The organism is Acidaminococcus timonensis, from assembly GCF_900106585.1.
GTDB classification, from domain to species: Bacteria; Bacillota; Negativicutes; order Acidaminococcales; family Acidaminococcaceae; genus Acidaminococcus; species Acidaminococcus timonensis.
This window is the reverse complement of the sequence record NZ_FNWH01000006.1, coordinates 364,901-384,761: the sequence shown is the minus strand read 5'-3', so window position 1 is coordinate 384,761 and position 19,861 is coordinate 364,901. Positions and strand designations below refer to the sequence as shown.

Below are 19,861 nucleotides of genomic sequence, written 5' to 3'. Positions count from 1 at the left end.
CTGGCGTTGCTTCCGCAGACCGCGTTGCAATGATCCTCAGATCCTACCTAAGGAATCTCTCTGTCTCCGCAGCCCCGTTTCGCCGTATACATCGTAAATCTTCTGCAGCCGGTCGATCATGGCCTGTTTCTGGGCCGGGATGGGTCCGTAGATGGCCGTGATGATGGACGCATTGGTGGCGTCGATCAGGGTGTCGATGTTCAGGTCTTTCAAAAATTCCTTCAGTTCCAGAATCCGTTCTCCTTCGGTGGCTTCCTGGAACTCGCCGCTGCGCACGTCTTTCATCAGGGGCGTGTCCGGGAAGATGGTCAGGCCGGCGATGATGATCCGGTCGGGATGGAGCTGATTGAACACAGCCGCCGTCTTTTTGGCGTGGTCCAGGCCGTAGCCCTTGCCGCCCAAGCCGCTGAGGAAAATCACCTCATAGGCCATGCCGGCCCGGTCCAGTTTGGACAGCTGGGGCACGATCTCATCGGCGTGGTAACCCTTGTTCATATAGGTCAGGATCTTGTCGTCCCCGGATTCCACCCCGAACACGATGCCGCTGTAACCCAGTTCTTTCAGTTTCTTCAGTTGTTCCACGTTCTTGTTCCGCAGGCTGTCCACCCGGCCATAACCCCCTATGGTCTGCACAAAGGGCAGGTATTCGTGGATCAGTTCGGCAATCCGTTTCAGCCGGTCAAAGCTCAACAGGAACGGGTCGGCGCCCTGGAGCCAGATGCGGGGGAAGGCTACCCCGTAACTGGCCATTTCCTTCAGGTCTTCCACGATTTCCTCTTCAGGGGATACCGCAAAGGGCGCATCCTTGTAATAGGTACAGAACCGGCAGGCGTTGTGGCTGCAACCGCTGGTCACCTGCAGATAGGCACTCCGTGCCTCGTAGGGAGGCCGTACGACGTTACTGGCAAAATGCATGATTATATCCTCTTCCTTTCTATTTACACGGCTCTCTGGCTGTGTCTCCATCTTCTCAGGGCGTTTTCCGTCTTGTCATCGAACTTATCCAGTACCCCATCCAGCTGGGCCAGGATTTCCTGCCGTTCTTCCGGCAGTTTCACTTCGAACCGCACCGTGGAGGTGGAGGTCCCGGAGTTCACGGTAATGGGGATCTGCAGTTCATTCAGCAGGGTGCGGATTTCTTCGATCCGTTCCTTTTCAGAGGCTTCGACCCACTGACCGGCCTGCATCTGTTCGAACAGCTTCGTTCCCGGCAGGACGGATACGTTGGTCAGCATCATGTAATAGGGATGGATCTGGTTGAAGATTTTGGCAGACCGTTTGGCGCTTTCCACCAGTTTACCCTTGCCGGCCAGGCCGCCCAGGTAGATCATCCGGTACGTGATACCGGCTTCGTCCATCTTCCGGCCAGCTTCCAGGATGTCGGCGGCGGTGTAGCCCTTGTTCACGAACCGCAGCACTTCGTCGTCGCCGGTTTCGATGCCAATCATGATTTCGTCCAGGCCGTGTTCCTTGATCTTCTTGATGTCCTCCACGCTCTTGTTCTTGAAATCGGAAATGATGGCGTAGGTGGAGATCCGGGCATCGGGATAATACCGTTTGATCAGGTCCCAGACCTCGATCTGTTTTTCCGTGCTCAGCACGAAGGGGTTGCCACCGGAGGCCCAGATGTTCTTCGCATCGGGCCAGTCCCGTTTCGCTTCCTTCAGGTCAGCTTCGATCTGGGACAGGGGCGCCACCATGAAAGGGGTATCTTGATAAAAGTTGCAGAACGTGCAGGCGTTGTGGCTGCACCCTGCAGTGACTTCGATGAATAAGCTTGCCGCGTCAGTTGGCGGACGGATGATCGGACCATGGAAATGCATTGTTTTTTCCTCCTCTATACTCTCAATAGTGATTTTCTATCATCAATGGTTGCCCATTGGGAATCCTGCAGCAGGGCCCGGCCCAGGCACGCCCTGGATGGACGTTTGGGACGCCAGGGGCGGGAATACCAACCGGGTCTTCCAATGGAGCAGTCCCTGCTCCAGAGGTTCGGTGAGTTTCATGATGATCGCCTCTTTCATATTTATATTTCTAATATTATCGATATGATATCCCCAAGAAAAGGGCAGGCAGAGCCTGCCGCAGTTGGTTTCTTGAGAAAAAGGGGTTGACGGTTATAATTCCCGGCCGATGAATCGAGCCAGTTGCTGGATGGTTTCTTCATTCCGACGGTAATACGTCCACTTGCCATAGCGGCGGGATTCCAGCAAATCCACCCGCTGCAGCATATCCAGGTAATTGGAAATGGTCGACTGGGATACTCCTGCCTTGTCGCAAATGGATCCTACGCAGGCGCAATTGGCAAACGACTCTCCTTCCGGCATATGGGTTCCCTGCGGAGGGAAACAATGTTCCGGATCCTTCAGCCATTGCAGGATATTCAGTCGGGTTTCGTTGGACAACGCCTTGAAAATATCCACGATGTTGGTGTTATTGATGTTCTTCATGGTTCTTATTATATCTATTTTTCTCGATATGTCAATAGCTTTTTTCTTCATTTTTCTTTCCAGGCACACGAGACGTGTCCAGATACCCGAAAAAACGGAGTTTTGGCTGGGGCATAGTACATATTGGTACATGCCTCAGTCAAAACTCCGTCCTGACAAAGTAGATGGGTGCATATCCCGCATCTGGGTTATTTTACAGATCCTGGAGTACCCCCTCAATTCCCTCTTTCCGGTAAATTTCCTTATATCTTTCCGCCTCCTGCCTGATCAGCCCGTCCAGCTCCTGCATCCCCAGCAACTCCACCGGCGCCTTGTCATCGGTGAACTTCCGGCCGCCGGAATGGTACAGGACGGCCCGATTCCCGATGGTCGCCAGCAGGTCTGCAAGCTGGGGATCCCGGACGGGTTGGCTGTTCTGAGCCAGGCTGGCCTTCAGGCCCCGTTCCCCGGCAAACAACTCCCGGTTGGTGTTCCCCGGTACGTCGATGGTCATGACCTCCGGGAACACGCCGGCCACCGTGTCTGCCAGCCAGTCCGCGATGCCCCCCTGCTCCGTGCCGTGCATGTTCAGGTTCACCACCATGACACCGCCGGGTTTCAGGTGCTGCCGCACGCTCTGAAAGAATTCCACCGAGGACATCTGGAACGGGATGGTGATGTCCTGGTAGGCATCCACCATGATCACATCATATTTCTGCGGGTCCTCGTTGAGGTAGGCCCGGCCGTCATACTCCGTCACCGGCACCTGTGCCGGCAGCTGGAAATACTGGTGGGCCAGGTCCGTGATTTTCCGGTCGATTTCCACCCCGGCCACCTTCGTCCCCGGCAGGTACCGCAGCAACTGCCGGGCATATGTACCCGACCCCATGCCCAGGATCAGCACATCCTGGGCTTTTTGCGTACCACTTTTGGTCAGGAACGGAGCCGCCAGGGCATAGTCGTAGTATATGCCCGTCAGGCCATCGCTTTTTTCCAGCACCGATTGGACCCCGAACAGCACATTGGTGGAAAGGACGGTCCGCTTCAGGCTGTCCTGGACCCGCAGGTAATTGTACACCGACTCTCCCTCGTACAAAAGCTCCTCACGGGATTCCCAGAAGGCGAAATCCGTTTTGTACCCCAACAGGCAGGCGGCCACAAAGAGGATGGCCGCAGCCCCGACTTTACGCAGCCTCTTTCCGTTGCTGAAGAAGTACACCGCGGACAGCACCAGCAGGATGCCGGAGAAAATCAGGAACGTGAGATTCGTCCCTATGGCCGGGATGGTCACAAAGGTGGGCAGGAATGTCCCCAGGATGCTGCCGATGGTGTTCATGGCCCCCAGGGTCCCCACGATTTTCCCGTTGTCGGAAAGGGAATCCATGGTGTATTTGGCCAGGGAGGGCGTCACCGTTCCCAGCAGGAACAGGGGGAACACAAAAAGCAGCAGACAGGTGACAATGGCCGCAATGATCAGGTAGTTGGCCTTTACGAAAAAAATCCCCACCGCCGAGATGCCCACAATGATGTACTTCCCCAGGAAGGGGATCAGGGCCAGCCAGATGGATGAAAACAGGATCCGCCCGTACAGTTTGTCCGGGTTGGGATCTTTGTCCGCTGTTTTGCCGCCATACACATTGCCTCCCGCCATGGCGATCATGATCATACCGATGATGATGGTCCAGACCACCTGGGATGAGGAAAAATACGGGGAAATCAGGCGCTGGGCTCCGATTTCCACAGCCATGACCGCCATCCCCGCAAAGAATTCCGTGAGATACAGGTAGTATTGATTTTGTAAGAGCCGCCGGCCACCCGTCGTGGCGGCCGGTGATTGAACAGTACCCATTATGGTTCCCCCCATATATGTCTGATAAGGGAATTGTGGAACAACTGAAAAGTAAAATCCTCAAATCATGCACTGGTCTCTATCTATGAGAGCGGATCATCTCCATGGTTTCTTTGAATTCCGGATCGCTTTCGAAATCAAAGTCCACCTTTTTACCCACCTGATAACGGATCCAGATGGCATCATCCGGCATGATTTTCACTTCCAGCGGTTTGAACAGGACCGGTTGGTCGGTGGTGATGCCTGGTTTGGCCATAAAAAGGGTCTGGGTTTCCGTGCTGCCATCCGCAGCGGGTGCCATGACCAGGCTCAGTTCGTCCACCAGCCCGGCCTGCACCATGCTCCAGTTGAGGACGGCACCGCCCCCAAGCATCACGGAATCCACATGCAGGACATTCTTGATCTTAGCGCAGAGCAGCGGCAGGTCTACACTGTCCTTACCGCAAATCAGATAGCTGATGCCCTTTTTACGCAGGAACGCCTTGTAACTGTTGGAAGCTGCTTCCGTGAGGATTTCCACAATATGGCTCTTGACGCCGTCGTATTCATTGAAGTTTTCCTGCCAGGCCAGTTTGCCGTGTCCATCCACCGCCAGCAGGAACTGGCCCAGAGAAACGCCTTCCGCCAGGTAGTCGCCGGCCGGGACCTGAGGCGCGTTTTCATCCAGTTCCGGTTTGGCATAAAAAGTGAAATTATCGTCGATCGTCGTACGTCCGTTAAGCATGGCCTGATAGTGGTATTTGGCATCCGGTCCATTCACGAGGGTGCTGAAGCTGTCCGGATCCTCACTGGTGGAGGGCAGCCACAGATACTTACCCATGATTTTCCCATCCGGTGAAATTTCCATATGACAGAAAATAAATGGTTTATCCATTGCGCATCGTCTCCTTCAGAGTTGTATTTTGCACAGTTTACTATATCGAAAAAAACAGGATTTGACCAATGCTTTTTATCTAAGATCCATCATACAGAATGGCTATACCAGCTGCAGGGCTTTCCTTGCCCAGCAGCATTGTTTTCGTTGGACCAGAAATAAATCAGATAGTACATGCCGCGTTCCAAAATTCTCTCTGACAAAGTAGATGGGTGCATATCCCGCGTCTGGGTTATCGGAAGAGAATGAGCCCACCCCTTCTTCTATACCCCGTCTGCCACAACCCTTGCAGATCCAGCCACCGCCAGGTGCCGTATGTGGTGACCTTTACGGCACATACATCCTCGAAGCAATCGTAGCCGGTGAGCAGGTACCAGTGCCATACATAATCATAGAAGGTCGGATTCCGGTGCTTCAGGGTGAGCACGGGAATGGGCCACCCCGCATCCAGCTGCTGTTTCACCACTTCCAGGGTCGCTTCATAGGATTTGGCTCCGTCCCAGGCATCCAGCCTGATGTCGTTGACGCCCCGCTCCTGAAGATATTTGCCAAACCCTTCCTGGTAGATTTCCAGCCGGTCGATACCGCCAAACCGGGGCCGCAGGTAGGGTTTCATCTCCATGCCCAGGGATATATATTCTTTTTTGGAGAGCTCCGGCAGCGCCTGGGGACAGGCTGCCTTTCTTCCTTTGTATAACGAAAAGTACAGACTGCAGTCGGTGGCCGTAATGGCCGCACAGCCGCCCCGTTTCATCCAGCGATCCTGGGTGAACCAGTCCTGGCTGCCACCAAAGGCCCCTTCTACACGAAAATACGGAAGTTCCTTCCGCATGGAATCACCGCCCTTTTCCAATATTCCTATCAGTTTACCATATTTTCGACGATTTGTAGTAAGATAGGAGGGAAACGAAATAAAAAGGAGCAATATGACCTATGGATACGACTCTTTTCTCCCAGTCCGACTGGGAAGCCATACTGGAGCTTCGCCACACCCTCCATGCCCATCCGGAACTGTCCGGTGAGGAGCAGGAAACAAAAAAACGGCTGATGGATTTCATCTGCCATCATACCCATTTGCAGCTGGTGGACCGGGGCAGCTGGTTCTATGCCCTGTATGAACCGAAAAAGCGGAACGGGAAACCCGCCATCGGGTTCCGGGCGGACATGGATGCTCTGCCCCTGCCCGAGGCCCGGGACCTGCCCTATGGTTCTACAAAAGCCTGTGTGGCCCACAAATGCGGCCACGACGGACACTCCTCCGCTCTGGCGGCGCTGGCCCTGCTGCTGGAAAAAGATGAGAACATTCTGCGGCCGGTCTATCTGATTTTTCAGTCTGCCGAAGAAACGGGCAAAGGCGGCAAGTCTTGTGCGGATTTCGTGGAAGCCGCCGGTCTGGGCGAGGTGTACGCCTTCCACAATCTGAGCGGCTACCCGGAAAACGCCATCATGGTCCGGGATGACCTGACCCAGTGCGCTTCCAAAGGTCTGACCTTTCGGTTCACAGGCAAACGGGCCCACGCCGGTACTCCGGAAGAAGGAAATAACCCCGCCCCGGCCCTGGCGAAGCTGACTCTGTTCGCCCAGGACCTGGTGAGAAAAGTCACCACCGATCCCTTAAAGACCCTGCTGCTCACCCTGGTGGGGCTGAACGTGGGCGGGAAGGATTTTGGCATTTCTCCCGGTGAAGGAGAGATATCCTTTACCCTGCGGGCAGACGAGGAAAAGGACCTGGCAGAGCTGGAACAGTGGCTGCGCCGGAAGGCAGACCAATTGGCAGCGGAATATGGCCTGCGCCGGACCGTCACTGAGGCAGACCCGTTCCCGGCCACAGTGAACCACAAAGAATGTGCGGAAAAGGTGCGCCGGGCCGCCAGAGACCTGGGACTGCAGCTGGTTCCCATGGCAAAACCCTGGCGCCCGTCGGAGGATTTCGGATGGTATCTGAAGGTATGCCCCGGAGCCATGTTCTACGTGGGCAACGGGGAGACCTGGCCGGCACCCCATCATCCCCAGTATGATTTCAACGATAACATTTTGCAGACGCCGGCAAAGGTGTTCCTGCGGTTGGCGGAGCTGTGAGGCAGTGACTAGTGATTGGTGGGTTCTGACAGCAGCACTCTCCCTGACTCCTTCCAGACGCGGGAGATGTGCCCAGATATGCGAAAGAAATGGTGGGGATTCATCCGTTGTAAGAACAGCCCGAATCTCTGCCAGGATATAAGATCACAAGGCAAATTAGAAAAATCAGGAACCGCCAGTAGCTGGCAATCCCTGATTTTCTACATCGTTATTCTGCTTTTTCCGGTGTCTGAGGAGCTTCGTTCTGGGTTCCCTGCTGACCCTGCTGCAACCGCGGTCCCGGTCCGTGACGGAAGCGGCAGAGAGTATAGCAAACGGACATGATAAATGCATGAAAGTATATCCCAAAAGAAAAGATCCACCTGTCGCTCCTACATCCCATAGATGAGGATTCCCAAAACAGCAGAAGCCAGGATCAGTCGTACCGGGGAAAGCATCTTTTTCTCAATATGCCGATAGCCAAATTTTACAAGGACCAGAGCAAGGGTTACGAGAATAGCCTGTACATCGGCTTTCAGACCCCCTCCTATGCCGAAACACCGGGTCGCAACCATATAAAGGCCTGTAGCCAGCACAATACCTGCCACGCAGGGCTTCATGCCTTGGAGGATACCCTGAATGTACCGGTTGTCCAGAAAATGCTGAAGCAGCGCGGTGACCAGGACAATGATAAAGAACGAAGGTAGGACGACTGCGGCTGTGGCGACTACTGCTCCCAAAAAGCCGCCCTTGTGATAGCCCACATAGGTTGCCAGATTAATCATAATCGGCCCCGGTGTGCTTTCACTGACGGCAATCATGTTGGTCAGCAGGTCGTCGTTAAGCCAGCCGTGAGACAAAACCACATCCCGGATCAATGGGATGGCGCCATAAGCACCACCAAAGGCAAAACAGCCAACTTCCAGGAATCCAAAAAACAAATCGAGAATCACCATCCTGTTTTGCCCCTTTCTCCGCTTCGCTTTTTCTTCAGTCCGGACGCCACAAGACTGATTCCCGCGGCCAGGAGCATGAGTTGGATGGAGGAAAATGGCAGTCCGAAGCTATCGATGCAAAGCATGGCCAAACAGGAACCAAAGATGATAGTTCGTGGCAACGCTGTCTTGGCGCCCTTTTTCAGCATCATGACGGCCGCATCCAGAATCAGGAGCCCCACTCCGATCTTGATTCCTTGAAAAGCGGACGCCAGCACCTTCCACGATAGAAGTTCCTGCAGAAAGGGGTATCCCAGCCATATGACAAGGAATGGTGGAATGACGATGCCCAGGGTGGCAACGACGGCCCCCACAAGGCCTGCCTGTTTATATCCGGTAAAAGTGGCGCAGTTTATGGCAATTGGGCCGGGTGTGGACTCTGCAAGTACCGTAATGTCCAGCATTTCGTCCTGGGTGATCCATTGTTTTTCTTCCACACAGCTGGCTTCGATCATAGAGATCATGGCATACCCGCCGCCAAAAGTAAACGTACCGATTTTGGCGAATGTGAGGAACAGCTCTCCCAACAGCCCCATGGCTACCCCTCCTTTTTCCGGTATTCGCACTGGCAGGATTTGCTGTCCCGATCCACGGTCCGGGAAGCCGTCTGCATCTGCTCGAACTGTTCCGTCAAAAAATCGATGGCTTCCTGGGAGGGCAGATAATGCATGTGATAGCCATATTTTTCTCCATAGACCAGGCCGGCTTCTTTCATGATCTTGAGGTGCTGGGAAATGGCCGATTCTGAAATACCCAGCTTTTTGGAAAGGGAACGGACGCAATGCTTCCGTTCCAGAAGGGCCTGATAGATTTTCAGCCGCATGGGTTCCCCCAGCGCTTTCAGCATGCAGGCAAGTTCCATATCGCCGCTTCCTTTAATTTAGTATTTACTTAATTATAACGCTTTCATTTAATTAAGTAAATACTAAATTAATTCTGTGTAACTATGGAAAGACGGGCGGGTCACGGCGCCACGCCTCTACAGCGTTGGCGTGAAATCTTCCCTGCACACAAGAAGGGGCCAGATAGTTGAAAAGACGTCAGGACCGGCCCTGACGGGCCTCTCAGAAGTCAGACTTCAGCTTTGTTCGCTTTGGATGCAGTACCGATCTGCTCATCACCAACAAGCTGACTTCTGACATCTGTAGGCCTCCGGCCGTGTCTGACATCTTTCTTCTCCCCCCGACTTCTTCCAGACGCGGAAGAGGTGATCAGATACGCGAAAGGACGGAGTTTTGGCTGGGGCATAGTACTAAATGGTACATGCCACAGTCAAAACTCCGTCCTGACAAAGTAGATGGGTGCATATCCCGCGTCTGGGTTATGCGTTAGCCAACTAAGCAGATGGGCGTATATCGTGCGTCTGGGTTATGCGTTAGCCTTGATTGGGATTCCAGCTGCTTCCCGAATACTCGATGGGATGGGCGTGGCTGAAGGGAGCGCCACAGGTGGGGCAGCCGGTTTCGCCGCAGTCGTTGCAGTACAGGGTACCACAGTCGCCACATTCGAACAGCACCTGGCTCTTGGCTTCGCCGTTTTCTTCCCCGGCACAGTAGCCGCATTCATCGTTCCGGCTGCCCTGTTCCTGCTGCAGGGATTGTTCCACCTGGGCATCCAGTTCCCCTTCGCTTGCTTTTTCTTCATATTCCGGGAAGACAATGGAGTTCTCTTTGAAGATGTGGACAAAGATGTCGTTGAACAGTTCTTCCAGCAGAGCATAGGTCCGTTTGAACGTGGGGCAGGCATCGGCCGGAGCCGTGAAATGGTCGGTCAGTACTTCGATTTCTTTGATGACATCGCCGGCCTGGGTGTGATCCGTGATCAGGTTCTGGACCAGGTTCAGGATTTCCAGGTTGGGACGGGGATAGGTGCGCATCAGCGGGAACACCAGTTTTTCTTCCCGGGCGAAGTGTTCTTCCAGGTCGGTGCGCAGCAGACCGAACAGATGATGCAGTTTCGTCAGCATCACACCATGATGGGCATAATGGACCAGGAGGATCTTGTTCAGGTCCGTGTCGATTTCGGCCCACAGTTTCCGTTCCACCACATGGTGGGTGGCTTCCAGGTCGGAGAGCATGTCAGGGATGGACAGGCTCTTGAGATGTTCCAGAGAATCGTTCTGGCTGGCCGGTTTGGCATTGTGTTCCGCAATATAGTCATTCAGGTCGGCCGCAATTTTGTTGGCATCAAGGTCGGTGCCCTTCACGGCTTCTTCCAGAGGGATCCCGCCGCCGCAGCAGTAATCCAGGTGCAGTTCATTGAAAAAGGGAATCGTTTGGGGATAATCCCGTACCACTTCCGCCAGAGTATTTTTTGCAGTAATCATGGAGCATTCCTCCCGTAGTTGTTTGATGGTTTAAGTATAGCGGAATGCTGGGATTCCGTCCGTTGGTATGACAACGATCTGACATCTGTAGGCCTCCGGCCGTGTCTGACATCTTCCTTCTTTCCCCGACTCCTTCCAGACGCGGGAGATGTGCCCAGATACGCGAAAGGACGGAGTTTTGGCTGGGGCATAGTACTAAATGGTACATGCCACAGTCAAAACTCCGTCCTGACAAAGTAGATGGGTGCATATCCCGCGTCTGGGTTATGCGTTAGCCAACTAAGCAGATGGGCGTATATCGTGCGCCTGGGTTATGCGTTAGCCGTTACAATTACTCCCATTCAATCGTCGCCGGCGGCTTGCTGGTGATATCATAGACTACCCGGTTCACCCCGGGGACTTCATTGACGATCCGGCGGGAAACGATATCCAGTACATGGTACGGGATATGGGACCAGTCGGAAGTCATGCCATCGGTGCTGTTCACGGCACGGAGAGCGATGGTGTTGCTGTAGGTCCGGAAGTCGCCCATGACACCCACACTGCGGATGTTGGGCAGGCAGGCAAAATACTGCCAGATGGACCGATCCAGACCGGCCTTGGCGATTTCTTCCCGGAAGATGGCATCGGCTTCCCGCACAATGTGCAGCTTCTCTTCGGTGACTTCGCCCAGGACACGGATGGCCAGGCCGGGGCCCGGGAAGGGCTGGCGCCATACCAGTTCGGAGGGGATGCCCAGTTCTTCGCCCACGGCGCGGACTTCATCCTTGAACAGTTCCCGCAGGGGTTCGATCAGGCCCAGTTTCATGTCTTTGGGCAGGCCGCCTACATTGTGGTGGCTCTTGATGGTGGCAGAGGTACCGGTACCGCCCGATTCCACCACGTCCGGATAGATGGTCCCCTGGACCAGGAAGTCCACATGACCGATCTTTTTGGATTCTTCTTCAAAGACCCGGATGAATTCTTCCCCAATGATCTTCCGTTTCTTTTCAGGGTCGCTGACACCTTTCAGTTTGCTCAGGAAACGGTCCTGGGCGTTGACCCGGATCAGGTTCATATCGAAATCCCGCTTGAAGACCTGTTCCACCTGGTCTCCTTCGTCTTTCCGCAGCAGGCCATGGTCCACGAACACGCAGGTCAGCTGCTTGCCCACCGCCTTGTGGACCAGCACAGCCGCCACAGAGGAATCCACCCCACCGCTCATGGCGCAGAGCACGTTGCCCTTGCCCACTTTTTCACGGATTTCCCGGATCTTGTTCTGGGCGAAGGAAGACATGGTCCAGTCGCCGGACAGGTTGCAGATATTGAACAGGAAATTGCTGAACATCTGCTTGCCGAAAGGCGTATGCATCACTTCAGGATGGAACTGCACGCCATACAGTTTCTTCTCTTCGTTCTGCATGGCAGCAATGGGACATTCGTCCGTATGGGCGATGACGGTAAAGCCTTCAGGCGCTTTTTCCGCATAGTCCTGATGGCTCATCCAGCATACGTTGTTCTTTTCCAGACCGGAGAACAGACGGGTCTCGGTATCCAGGACCACAGCGGTCTTGCCGTATTCACCGCTGCCGGCATGGGCCACCACGCCGCCCAGGGCCTTGGTCATGAACTGATCCCCGTAGCAGATGCCCAGTACAGGGATGCCCAGTTCGAACACACCCTCATCCACGCTGGGGGTGTTCTCGGCATACACGCTGTTGGGACCGCCGGACAGGATGATGGCTTTGGGATTCTTGGCTTTGATCTTGTCCAGGCTGTAGTTGTAAGGAATGATTTCGCAATAAACGCCACATTCACGCACTCTTCTGGCAATCAGCTGGCTGTACTGTGCACCGAAGTCGACTACCAGGACGACCTCATGCTGTAAATTCTCCATACTCTTCCTCCCTTTTCTTGTTTGTAAACTTTTATACAATATACCATAACTTACGGTTTCTTTCAATTGGAAAACCGATTATTTTTCGTTTGTCAGCCCCAATTTTTCGAAAATCAGGAAGGCCAGGCTGGCGATGATGGCCACCACGGTGGCCAGGCCCATGCCTTTGAGCTGGACGGGACCCAGGTGGACCGCAGCACCGGAAAGGCCGCTGATCATGGTCACAGCCGTAAGGATCAGGTTCTTGGGCCGGGTGAAGTCCACTTTCCGTTCCACCATCATGCGCAGCCCGGAAGCAGCAATAAACCCGAACAATAAAATGCAAACACCGCCCATCACAGGGGTGGGGATGCCGTGGATCACGGCCGCGATCTTGCCGATGAAGGAGAACAGGATGGCGAAGACAGCCGCCCCGCCGATGACCCAGGTGCTGTACACCCCGGTGATGGCCATGACCCCCATATTTTCCCCGTAGGTGGTGTTGGGGGTGGAGCCCAGCAGCCCGGACAGGACGTTGGACAGACCGTCGGCCATCAGAGAGCGATGGAGACCCGGATCCCTGATCAGGTCGCGGCCCACAATATCGCTGGTGACGAACAGGTGCCCCAGGTGTTCTGCCAGCACCACGAACAACGCCGGCAGGATCATCATGATGGCGGAAAGATTGAATTCCGGCTTATAGAAAGTAGGGAAGGAGAACCAGGCCGCACTGGCCACCGGGGAAAAATCCACCACGCCCATGAAATAGCTGAGCACGTAGCCGCTCACCACACCGATCAGGATGGGGATGATGGCGATGAACCCCTTCCCCACCACGTTGGCCAGGATGGTGACGATCAGGGTGACCATGGAGATGGTCATGGCCTGGGCGTTGGTCATCCCTTTCACCGGATCCATGAAGCCGCTCATATTGAGGGCCAGCGGTGCCAGTTCCAGTCCGATGATGGCCACGATGGAACCCATGGCCGCCGGCGGGAACAGCACATCGATCCATTTCGTCCCGATTTTCCTGACCATGAGACCGATGAGGATGAAGCAGAGCCCGAAGGCGATGAACCCGCCCTGGGCATCCCCGTAACTCATGCCCGGCGTGGCACACACGGCCAGCACCGGAGAGATGAAGGCAAAGCTGGAGCCCAGATAGGCCGGCAGCCGCCATTTGCAGATGGTCAGGTACAGCAGGGTCCCCACCCCGTTCATGAACAGGGCCGTGGAGGGGTCCACCTTCAGCAGGAAGGGCACCAGCACCGTGGAACCGAACATGGCAAACAGGTGCTGCAGGCTCAGAGGGATGGTTTCAGCAATGGGCAGTTTTTCTTCTACCTGGATGATACGTCGTTCTTCCATATAAGTACTCCTTTGGATTCATTTTACCTTTCTATTTTATCATAAAAATTTGGACGCAAAAATGGATTTTTGCGTCCATCACCGACACCGGGCCGCAGGGATTCCCCTTTCACCGGCAACAAAAAAGAGACCTCACACCCTGTGAAGTCTCTGAATTTCCTGGTGCCGGGGACCGGAATCGAACCGGTACGGAGGTCACCCTCCGAGGGATTTTAAGTCCCTTGCGTCTGCCAGTTCCGCCACCTCGGCGAAAAAATTGGAGGCGACGCCCAGAATCGAACTGGGGATAAAGGTTTTGCAGACCTCTGCCTTACCGCTTGGCTACGTCGCCATATGAAAATGGAGCGGAAAACGAGATTCGAACTCGCGACCCCCACCTTGGCAAGGTGATGCTCTACCACTGAGCTACTTCCGCATGAAGAATGGTGCCTCAGCGCAGAATCGAACTGCGGACACAAGGATTTTCAGTCCTTTGCTCTACCAACTGAGCTACCGAGGCATTGGCGACCCAGGACGGACTCGAACCGACGATCTCCGCCGTGACAGGGCGGCATTCTAACCAACTGAACTACTGGGCCATACCAGTGACAACACATTCCTGCGCTGTCGACTTGATTAGTATACGATATGAGGGCAAAAATGTCAAGGACATTTTTGTAGTGGTTGGTGATTAGTGGTTAGTGATAACAAAAAGGGAACTGTGATTGCTCACAGTTCCCTGCATTTCATTTGGAGGCGACGCCCAGAATCGAACTGGGGATAAAGGTTTTGCAGACCTCTGCCTTACCGCTTGGCTACGTCGCCATAAAAAATGGAGCGGAAAACGAGATTCGAACTCGCGACCCCCACCTTGGCAAGGTGATGCTCTACCACTGAGCTACTTCCGCATGAAGAATGGTGCCTCAGCGCAGAATCGAACTGCGGACACAAGGATTTTCAGTCCTTTGCTCTACCAACTGAGCTACCGAGGCATTGGCGACCCAGGACGGACTCGAACCGACGATCTCCGCCGTGACAGGGCGGCATTCTAACCAACTGAACTACTGGGCCGTTGCGGCGTCTTCTTCAAGCGCCGACTTTGTTAGTATACGATACAAGAGCAAAAATGTCAAGGACATTTTTGCAGTGGTTAGTGGTTAGTGGTTAGTGGTTAGTGGTTAGTGGTTAAGGTTAGGACTGAGTCATTTGGTCGACCGGTCGTCGGCCGTACGATATGACGCCGAAGGGAACCAGTCACTAGTCACTAGTCACTACCCACTAGTCACTACCCACCAGCCACTGAAAAAGGCTGCCTGAAAGCAGCCTTTTTCAAATGGTATGATCCGTGGTGTCCACCCACTTCAGGGTGGATTCCAGGTGATCTTCCAGTCTCTGTTCCAGTTCCTTCAGGTTTTTGCTGTCAAAATCCATGGAGGCGTGGAATACCGAGTTGATCTTCACTTCCCCGAAAAATTCGTCCCGCAGCCGGTTGTACATGATGATCAGCTGGTCCTTCCGTACAAAGTTGGAATAGTCGATCACAATGATGGACCCGTTGATGTGCTCAATGGCATCGGCGGGCTTAATGTACAGCTGGAAGGGGCCGATTTTTTCCGGCAGGTGGTTGCCATAGTCCCAGGTGAGGATGCCCTTTTCCTCCACCATTTCTCCCAGGTTCACCTTCCTGGGATGCTCCATGGCATCCAGGATGTGGGGCAGGTAGCTCTGCACCTTCCGGGCGAAGATATCCTTTTCCTTATAGATGAACCGGATGTCCCGGTAGGAATTCATGCCCATGGTATGGACCAGGATGTAGTCAAAGGTCTCCGAGGAATAGGTAATGTCCAGACTGGCCCGCAGGGCCGGTGCCTCATACCGGCAGATGGTCAGGACCTGGCCGTCGATGGTTCCCACCCGTTTCCGGGTGAACTGGCCCACCTGTTCGGGCAGCTGGTCGATGAAATCCCAGCTTTTGGTCTCCTCCTGGATTTCTGTAATGGATGGATAGCCCATGGCAGTCAGTCCTTCTTCGCGTTGGCCGCATCCTGTGCCAGCAGCTTCTCCAGCCGGCCGCAGCTCATTTTCCCTTCATGGCAGACCCGGTCGCTTTCGCAGGTGGGGCCGGCCTTTTCAAACAGGATGGGCGCCACTTCCTTCACCTGGCGCAGCATCTCCCAGGCCAGAGCCCGGATTTCCCACTGGGCACGGGCGCAGCAGCGCAGCTGGAAGAAGTGCAGCAGGCTCCGGGCGTTCATGGTGACCACGATCTTGGTCTCGGCGGCGTTGGGCAGGATGTACCGGGCGTCTTCTGCCGGGATTCCTGCTTCCGTCCACTGGTTGTACAGATCCTGGATTTTGCCGCACAGCTCCTGGAACTGCTTTTTGCATTCCGGTCGGGCAGCAAGGGTGGGCGGCAGGATGGTCTCGAAATTGTGTTCCTTCACATACCGCTGGCTCTGCTGGCTGTAGGAGGCGATCCGATGGCGGACCAGCTGGTGGGTCAGCACCCGGGACACCCCTTCGATGGCAAAGGTGAAGCTTACATGCTCGAAAGTAGAGGTGTGCCCCATCTGGCCCAGCCGCCGCACCAGGCTGGCCACTTCCTTCTCGCTGAGCTTCGTCTCCAGTTCTTCGGCCCCGATGGGCGAATAACAGAGCCGGGCGCTCATGGCCACCGTACGGTCCGGATCCGGAGTATAGCGGATCAGTTTCACATGCATCATTTCTTTTTGTTCCTTTCCGCCAGCATGGCCTGCTGAATCAGCACAAAAGAACGGTCCATCAGCTGGTGGAGCCGTTCTTTCTGGTCCATGAGGTACAGGTACCCCATCAGTGCTTCAAAGGCTGTTCCCTGGCGATATTCCCGTACACTGGCGCTTTTGGGCACCGTGCTCTTGGTATTCCGTCCCCGGCGGGCAATCCGGCTTTCTTCCTCCGTCAGATCCCCTTCCAGTGCGTCCATGGCCCTGGCCTGCATCACCGCAGAGACCATCCGGGCGGCCAGGTCGTGGAGCACCTGCACATGGCTGCTCACCGGCAACAGCCGGCGCCGCACATACAGGCTGAACACCACATCCCCGATATAGGCCAGTTCCACCGGATGGACCTGTTTGGGATCCTGCACCGGTTTTTCATCGATGCAGGAGGCCAGCACATGGTCCAGTCGTCTTTGATACTGTTCAAATCTCACTTTCTTTTCCACCGCACTCCCTGGGGCGTATCCTCCAGGATGATCCCCCTGGCTGCCAGTTCGTCCCGGATGGCATCGGCCTTGGCAAAGTCTCTGGCTTTGCGCGCTGCCTGCCGTTCTTCGATCCTGGCTGCGATTTCAGCTTCCTCGTTGCTGACGGCGCCGCCCTGGGCATTGGCCTGGGGTTCATTTTCCAGGATGCCGATGACCCCGATCATTTCCTTCCAGGCTTTTTCCATCTGTTCCACCAGTTTGCCATCGGGCTTTTTGGTGCCGCCCATAATGGCGTTGTGGTATACATTGATTTCCTTGGCCAGGGCAAAGATGAAGCTGATGGCCAGGGAGGTGTTGAAGTCGTCGCTCATGGCATTGAAGAAGCCTTTGCGCATTTCAGCCACCTTGTCCCGCAGGGCCAGGCTGTCAGCATCCGGACCTACGGTGATCACCTGCTGGATCTCCCGCAGGTTGTTCTGGGCCGTCCGCAGCCGTTCCAGGCTCCGGCCCGCTTCTTCCAGCCGCTCCTTGCTGAAGTCCAGCGGACTGCGGTAATGGGTATTCAAGATGAAGTACCGGATGGTTTCCGGTTCATATTCTTTCAACAGATCATAGACCGTCTTGAAATTGCCCAGGGATTTGGACATCTTTTCTTCGTTGATGGTGATGAAACCGTTGTGGACCCAGTACCGGACAAAGGGATGGACCCCTGTTGCCCCTTCGCTCTGGGCGATTTCGTTTTCATGGTGTGGGAAGATCAGGTCACTGCCGCCCCCATGGAAATCCAGGGTGGGTCCCAGGTATTTGGTGCTCATGGTCGAGCATTCGATGTGCCAGCCCGGACGGCCCTTGCCCCAGGGGCTGTCCCAGGAAGGTTCGCCCGGTTTGGCGCTCTTCCACAGGGCGAAATCCATGGGGTTCTCTTTCCGTTCGTCCACTTCCACCCGGGCGCCGGCCATCATATCGTCCAGCTTGCGGCCGGACAATTCGCCGTAATGGGAGAATTTTCCCACCCGGTAGTATACGTCTCCATCCACTACATAGCCGTAGCCGTTGTCAATGAGCTGCTGCACCGTATGGATGATGTCAGGGATATGCTCAGAGACCCGGGGATAGATATGGGCCCGTTTCACATGGAGCTTGTCCATGACTTCGAAATAAGCCTTGATGTACCGGTTGGCGATCACATCCCAGGTCACCCCTTCCGTATTGGCGGCTCTGATGATCTTGTCGTCCACATCGGTGAAGTTCTGCACGTAGGTCACATCGTACCCTTCGTGTTCCAGGAACCGGCGGATCACATCCCACACCACAAAGGGACGGGCGTTGCCGATATGGGGATGGTTGTAGGGCGTGACCCCGCACACATAGATTCCCACCTTGCCCGGATGGAGAGGGACGAACTCCTCTTTCTGCCGGGTCATATCATTATATACACGGATGCTCATAAAAAGCTCCTTTCCTTTTCTTTACAGGGTGACACCTGCTTTGGCCAGGCTGCCGCGAATGCGTTTGGCCACCCGGTCCTTGCCCATCAGCGGGATCATTTCCGCCAGTTCCGGACCATGCTGGTTCCCGGTCAGGGCTACCCGGACAGGCATGAAGACTTTCTTGCCGCCCAGTTTCGTTTCCTTCTGTACGGCCTTGAACAGGGCCTTGGTGCCGGCATGGTCCAGGTTTTCAGCCGCAGCCAGTTTGGCCAGGAACAGACCCATGACCTGGGGCACCGTTTCTTCCTTCAGGACGGCTTCCGCTTCCGGCGTTTCGAAATCGAAGTCATCGGAGAAGTACAGGGCCACTTTTTCAGGGATCTCCTTGCCGAATTCAGCCTGTTCCTTGGCGGTCAGCACCACCTTCTTCAGCCATTCCAGCCTGTCGCCGGTTTCTTCACCGGTCATGTAGCCGGCTTCCTTCATAAAGGGTACGGCGAAGCTGAAATAGTCTTCATCGCTGAGCTGGCGCATGTAGTGGGCATTCAGCCAGTTCAGCTTCTTGATGTCGAACACAGCCGGATTCTTGGCCACATGGTCCATGGAGAAGTTCTGGATCAGTTCTTCCCGGGAGAAGATTTCCTGGTCCGTGGTGGGTGCCCAGCCCAGCAGGGCCAGGAAGTTCACGATGGCATCGGGCAGGTACCCCATCTGACGGTACTGGTCCACAGAAGTGGCGCCGTGCCGTTTGCTCATCTTCTTGTGGTCCGGTCCCAGGATCAGGGAAATATGGCCGAACTTGGGTTTTTCGAAGCCCAGGGCATCGTACAGCAGCAGCTGCCGCGGAGTGTTGGACAGATGTTCTTCCGCCCGGATCACGCAGTTGACTCCCATCAGGGCATCATCGATGACCACTGCATAGTTATAGGTGGGGATCCCGTCGCTCTTTACGATGACGAAATCACCGATGCCGTCGGATTCGAAATGGACATCCCCCCGGACCATATCGTGGACCACAATGTCCTGGCCTTCGGGCACCCGGAACCGGATGGTAGGCTTACGGCCTTCTGCCTCATAGGCAGCCCGCTGTTCCGGAGTCAGGTTCCGGCATTTGCCCATGTACCGGGGCATCTTCCCCTGGGCGGTCAGCTCTTCCCGTTCTTTTTCCAGCTCTTCCGGCGTACAGTAGCAGTAATAGGCCTTGCCTTCTGCCAGCAGCTTGTCGGTGTATTTCTTGTAGATATCCAGCCGTTCCATCTGATGGTACGGACCGTTGGGGCCGCCTACATCCACTCCTTCATCCCAGTCGATCCCCAGCCATTTCAGGGCGGCTTTGATGTTTTCTTCCCATTCCGGCTTGGAACGGTCCTGGTCGGTGTCTTCGATCCGCAGCAGCATGGTTCCGTGGTATTTGCGGGCCAGCAGCCAGTTGAACAGTGCGGACCGGGCACCCCCGATGTGGAACGGCCCCGTGGGGCTGGGTGCAAAACGTACTTTCAGTTTGTTATCCATTA

At 55.0% G+C, this 19,861-nt stretch carries 19 protein-coding genes and 9 tRNA genes; 1 reads left to right on the top strand and 27 read right to left on the bottom strand.

What is annotated here, in order from left to right:
• Positions 1-36: 36 nt before the first annotated feature.
• From BQ5462_RS05720 to BQ5462_RS05695, 7 genes are all read right to left on the bottom strand, one after another.
• On the bottom strand, positions 37-915 hold the full coding sequence (locus tag BQ5462_RS05720; RefSeq protein WP_071142432.1) for a radical SAM protein: 879 nt from the start codon (positions 913-915) through the stop codon (positions 37-39).
• A gap of 23 nt (positions 916-938) precedes the next feature.
• Positions 939-1,823 (bottom strand): radical SAM protein, encoded by an 885-nt coding sequence (locus tag BQ5462_RS05715; protein ID WP_083378085.1) that lies wholly within the window; start codon positions 1,821-1,823, stop codon positions 939-941.
• A gap of 42 nt (positions 1,824-1,865) precedes the next feature.
• A complete protein-coding gene (locus BQ5462_RS11240) occupies positions 1,866-2,006 on the bottom strand; it encodes a hypothetical protein (protein WP_159429675.1) in 141 nt (46 codons plus the stop codon).
• A gap of 111 nt (positions 2,007-2,117) precedes the next feature.
• Positions 2,118-2,450 (bottom strand): ArsR/SmtB family transcription factor, encoded by a 333-nt coding sequence (locus tag BQ5462_RS05710; RefSeq protein WP_071142430.1) that lies wholly within the window; start codon positions 2,448-2,450, stop codon positions 2,118-2,120.
• Positions 2,451-2,643: 193 nt separating this feature from the next.
• Positions 2,644-4,278 (bottom strand): spermidine synthase, encoded by a 1,635-nt coding sequence (locus tag BQ5462_RS05705; RefSeq protein WP_071142429.1) that lies wholly within the window; start codon positions 4,276-4,278, stop codon positions 2,644-2,646.
• A gap of 79 nt (positions 4,279-4,357) precedes the next feature.
• The gene (locus BQ5462_RS05700; protein ID WP_071142428.1) at positions 4,358-5,152 is read right to left on the bottom strand and encodes a RibD family protein; all 795 of its coding nucleotides are present in this window, start codon (positions 5,150-5,152) and stop codon (positions 4,358-4,360) included.
• Positions 5,153-5,384: 232 nt separating this feature from the next.
• Complete coding sequence (locus BQ5462_RS05695) at positions 5,385-5,984, bottom strand: hypothetical protein (protein WP_071143316.1); 600 nt, start codon at positions 5,982-5,984, stop codon at positions 5,385-5,387.
• 101 nt (positions 5,985-6,085) lie between these two features.
• On the opposite strand from BQ5462_RS05695, the gene BQ5462_RS05690 reads away from it, so the two are divergent.
• A complete protein-coding gene (locus BQ5462_RS05690) occupies positions 6,086-7,231 on the top strand; it encodes a M20 metallopeptidase family protein (RefSeq protein WP_071142427.1) in 1,146 nt (381 codons plus the stop codon).
• Positions 7,232-7,602: 371 nt separating this feature from the next.
• Here BQ5462_RS05690 and BQ5462_RS05685 read toward each other — a convergent pair whose 3' ends face one another.
• The 20 genes from BQ5462_RS05685 to gltX form a co-directional block, all read right to left on the bottom strand.
• Complete coding sequence (locus tag BQ5462_RS05685) at positions 7,603-8,166, bottom strand: chromate transporter (RefSeq protein ID WP_071142426.1); 564 nt, start codon at positions 8,164-8,166, stop codon at positions 7,603-7,605.
• Positions 8,160-8,741, bottom strand: coding sequence for a chromate transporter (locus BQ5462_RS05680; RefSeq protein ID WP_071142425.1), 582 nt, complete (start codon positions 8,739-8,741; stop codon positions 8,160-8,162). The genes BQ5462_RS05685 and BQ5462_RS05680 overlap by 7 nt, the downstream gene beginning before the upstream one ends.
• A 2-nt stretch (positions 8,742-8,743) precedes the next feature.
• Positions 8,744-9,067, bottom strand: a complete 324-nt coding sequence (locus tag BQ5462_RS05675; RefSeq protein WP_071142424.1) for an ArsR/SmtB family transcription factor — start codon at positions 9,065-9,067, stop codon at positions 8,744-8,746.
• Positions 9,068-9,580: 513 nt separating this feature from the next.
• On the bottom strand, positions 9,581-10,531 hold the full coding sequence (locus tag BQ5462_RS05670) for a DUF542 domain-containing protein (RefSeq protein ID WP_071142423.1): 951 nt from the start codon (positions 10,529-10,531) through the stop codon (positions 9,581-9,583).
• 331 nt (positions 10,532-10,862) lie between these two features.
• The gene (gene guaA, locus BQ5462_RS05665) at positions 10,863-12,407 is read right to left on the bottom strand and encodes a glutamine-hydrolyzing GMP synthase (protein WP_071142422.1); all 1,545 of its coding nucleotides are present in this window, start codon (positions 12,405-12,407) and stop codon (positions 10,863-10,865) included.
• A gap of 78 nt (positions 12,408-12,485) precedes the next feature.
• Complete coding sequence (gene uraA / locus BQ5462_RS05660; protein WP_071142421.1) at positions 12,486-13,754, bottom strand: uracil permease; 1,269 nt, start codon at positions 13,752-13,754, stop codon at positions 12,486-12,488.
• A gap of 160 nt (positions 13,755-13,914) precedes the next feature.
• A tRNA-Leu gene (locus BQ5462_RS05655) sits at positions 13,915-14,003 on the bottom strand.
• An 8-nt stretch (positions 14,004-14,011) separates the two neighbouring features.
• Positions 14,012-14,085: transfer RNA gene (locus tag BQ5462_RS05650), tRNA-Cys, on the bottom strand.
• Between the two features lie 9 nt (positions 14,086-14,094).
• Positions 14,095-14,169, bottom strand: a tRNA-Gly gene (locus BQ5462_RS05645).
• An 8-nt stretch (positions 14,170-14,177) separates the two neighbouring features.
• A tRNA-Phe gene (locus BQ5462_RS05640) sits at positions 14,178-14,253 on the bottom strand.
• A 2-nt stretch (positions 14,254-14,255) separates the two neighbouring features.
• A tRNA-Asp gene (locus BQ5462_RS05635) sits at positions 14,256-14,332 on the bottom strand.
• Positions 14,333-14,484: 152 nt separating this feature from the next.
• Positions 14,485-14,558, bottom strand: a tRNA-Cys gene (locus BQ5462_RS05630).
• 8 nt (positions 14,559-14,566) lie between these two features.
• A tRNA-Gly gene (locus BQ5462_RS05625) sits at positions 14,567-14,641 on the bottom strand.
• Positions 14,642-14,649: 8 nt separating this feature from the next.
• Positions 14,650-14,725, bottom strand: a tRNA-Phe gene (locus tag BQ5462_RS05620).
• A gap of 2 nt (positions 14,726-14,727) precedes the next feature.
• A tRNA-Asp gene (locus BQ5462_RS05615) sits at positions 14,728-14,804 on the bottom strand.
• Positions 14,805-15,062: 258 nt separating this feature from the next.
• A complete protein-coding gene (locus BQ5462_RS05610; protein ID WP_071142420.1) occupies positions 15,063-15,746 on the bottom strand; it encodes a hypothetical protein in 684 nt (227 codons plus the stop codon).
• A 5-nt stretch (positions 15,747-15,751) separates the two neighbouring features.
• Positions 15,752-16,453: an FAD-dependent thymidylate synthase gene (gene thyX / locus BQ5462_RS05605; RefSeq protein WP_407923324.1), complete on the bottom strand. Its 702-nt coding sequence runs from the start codon at positions 16,451-16,453 to the stop codon at positions 15,752-15,754.
• On the bottom strand, positions 16,453-16,923 hold the full coding sequence (locus tag BQ5462_RS05600; protein WP_071143315.1) for a Mini-ribonuclease 3: 471 nt from the start codon (positions 16,921-16,923) through the stop codon (positions 16,453-16,455). The genes thyX and BQ5462_RS05600 overlap by 1 nt, the downstream gene beginning before the upstream one ends.
• The gene (cysS, locus tag BQ5462_RS05595) at positions 16,920-18,365 is read right to left on the bottom strand and encodes a cysteine--tRNA ligase (protein WP_071142418.1); all 1,446 of its coding nucleotides are present in this window, start codon (positions 18,363-18,365) and stop codon (positions 16,920-16,922) included. Before cysS ends, BQ5462_RS05600 begins: the two co-directional genes overlap by 4 nt.
• Positions 18,366-18,386: 21 nt before the next feature.
• Complete coding sequence (gene gltX, locus BQ5462_RS05590) at positions 18,387-19,859, bottom strand: glutamate--tRNA ligase (RefSeq protein WP_071142417.1); 1,473 nt, start codon at positions 19,857-19,859, stop codon at positions 18,387-18,389.
• Between the last annotated feature and the right edge of the window lie 2 nt (positions 19,860-19,861).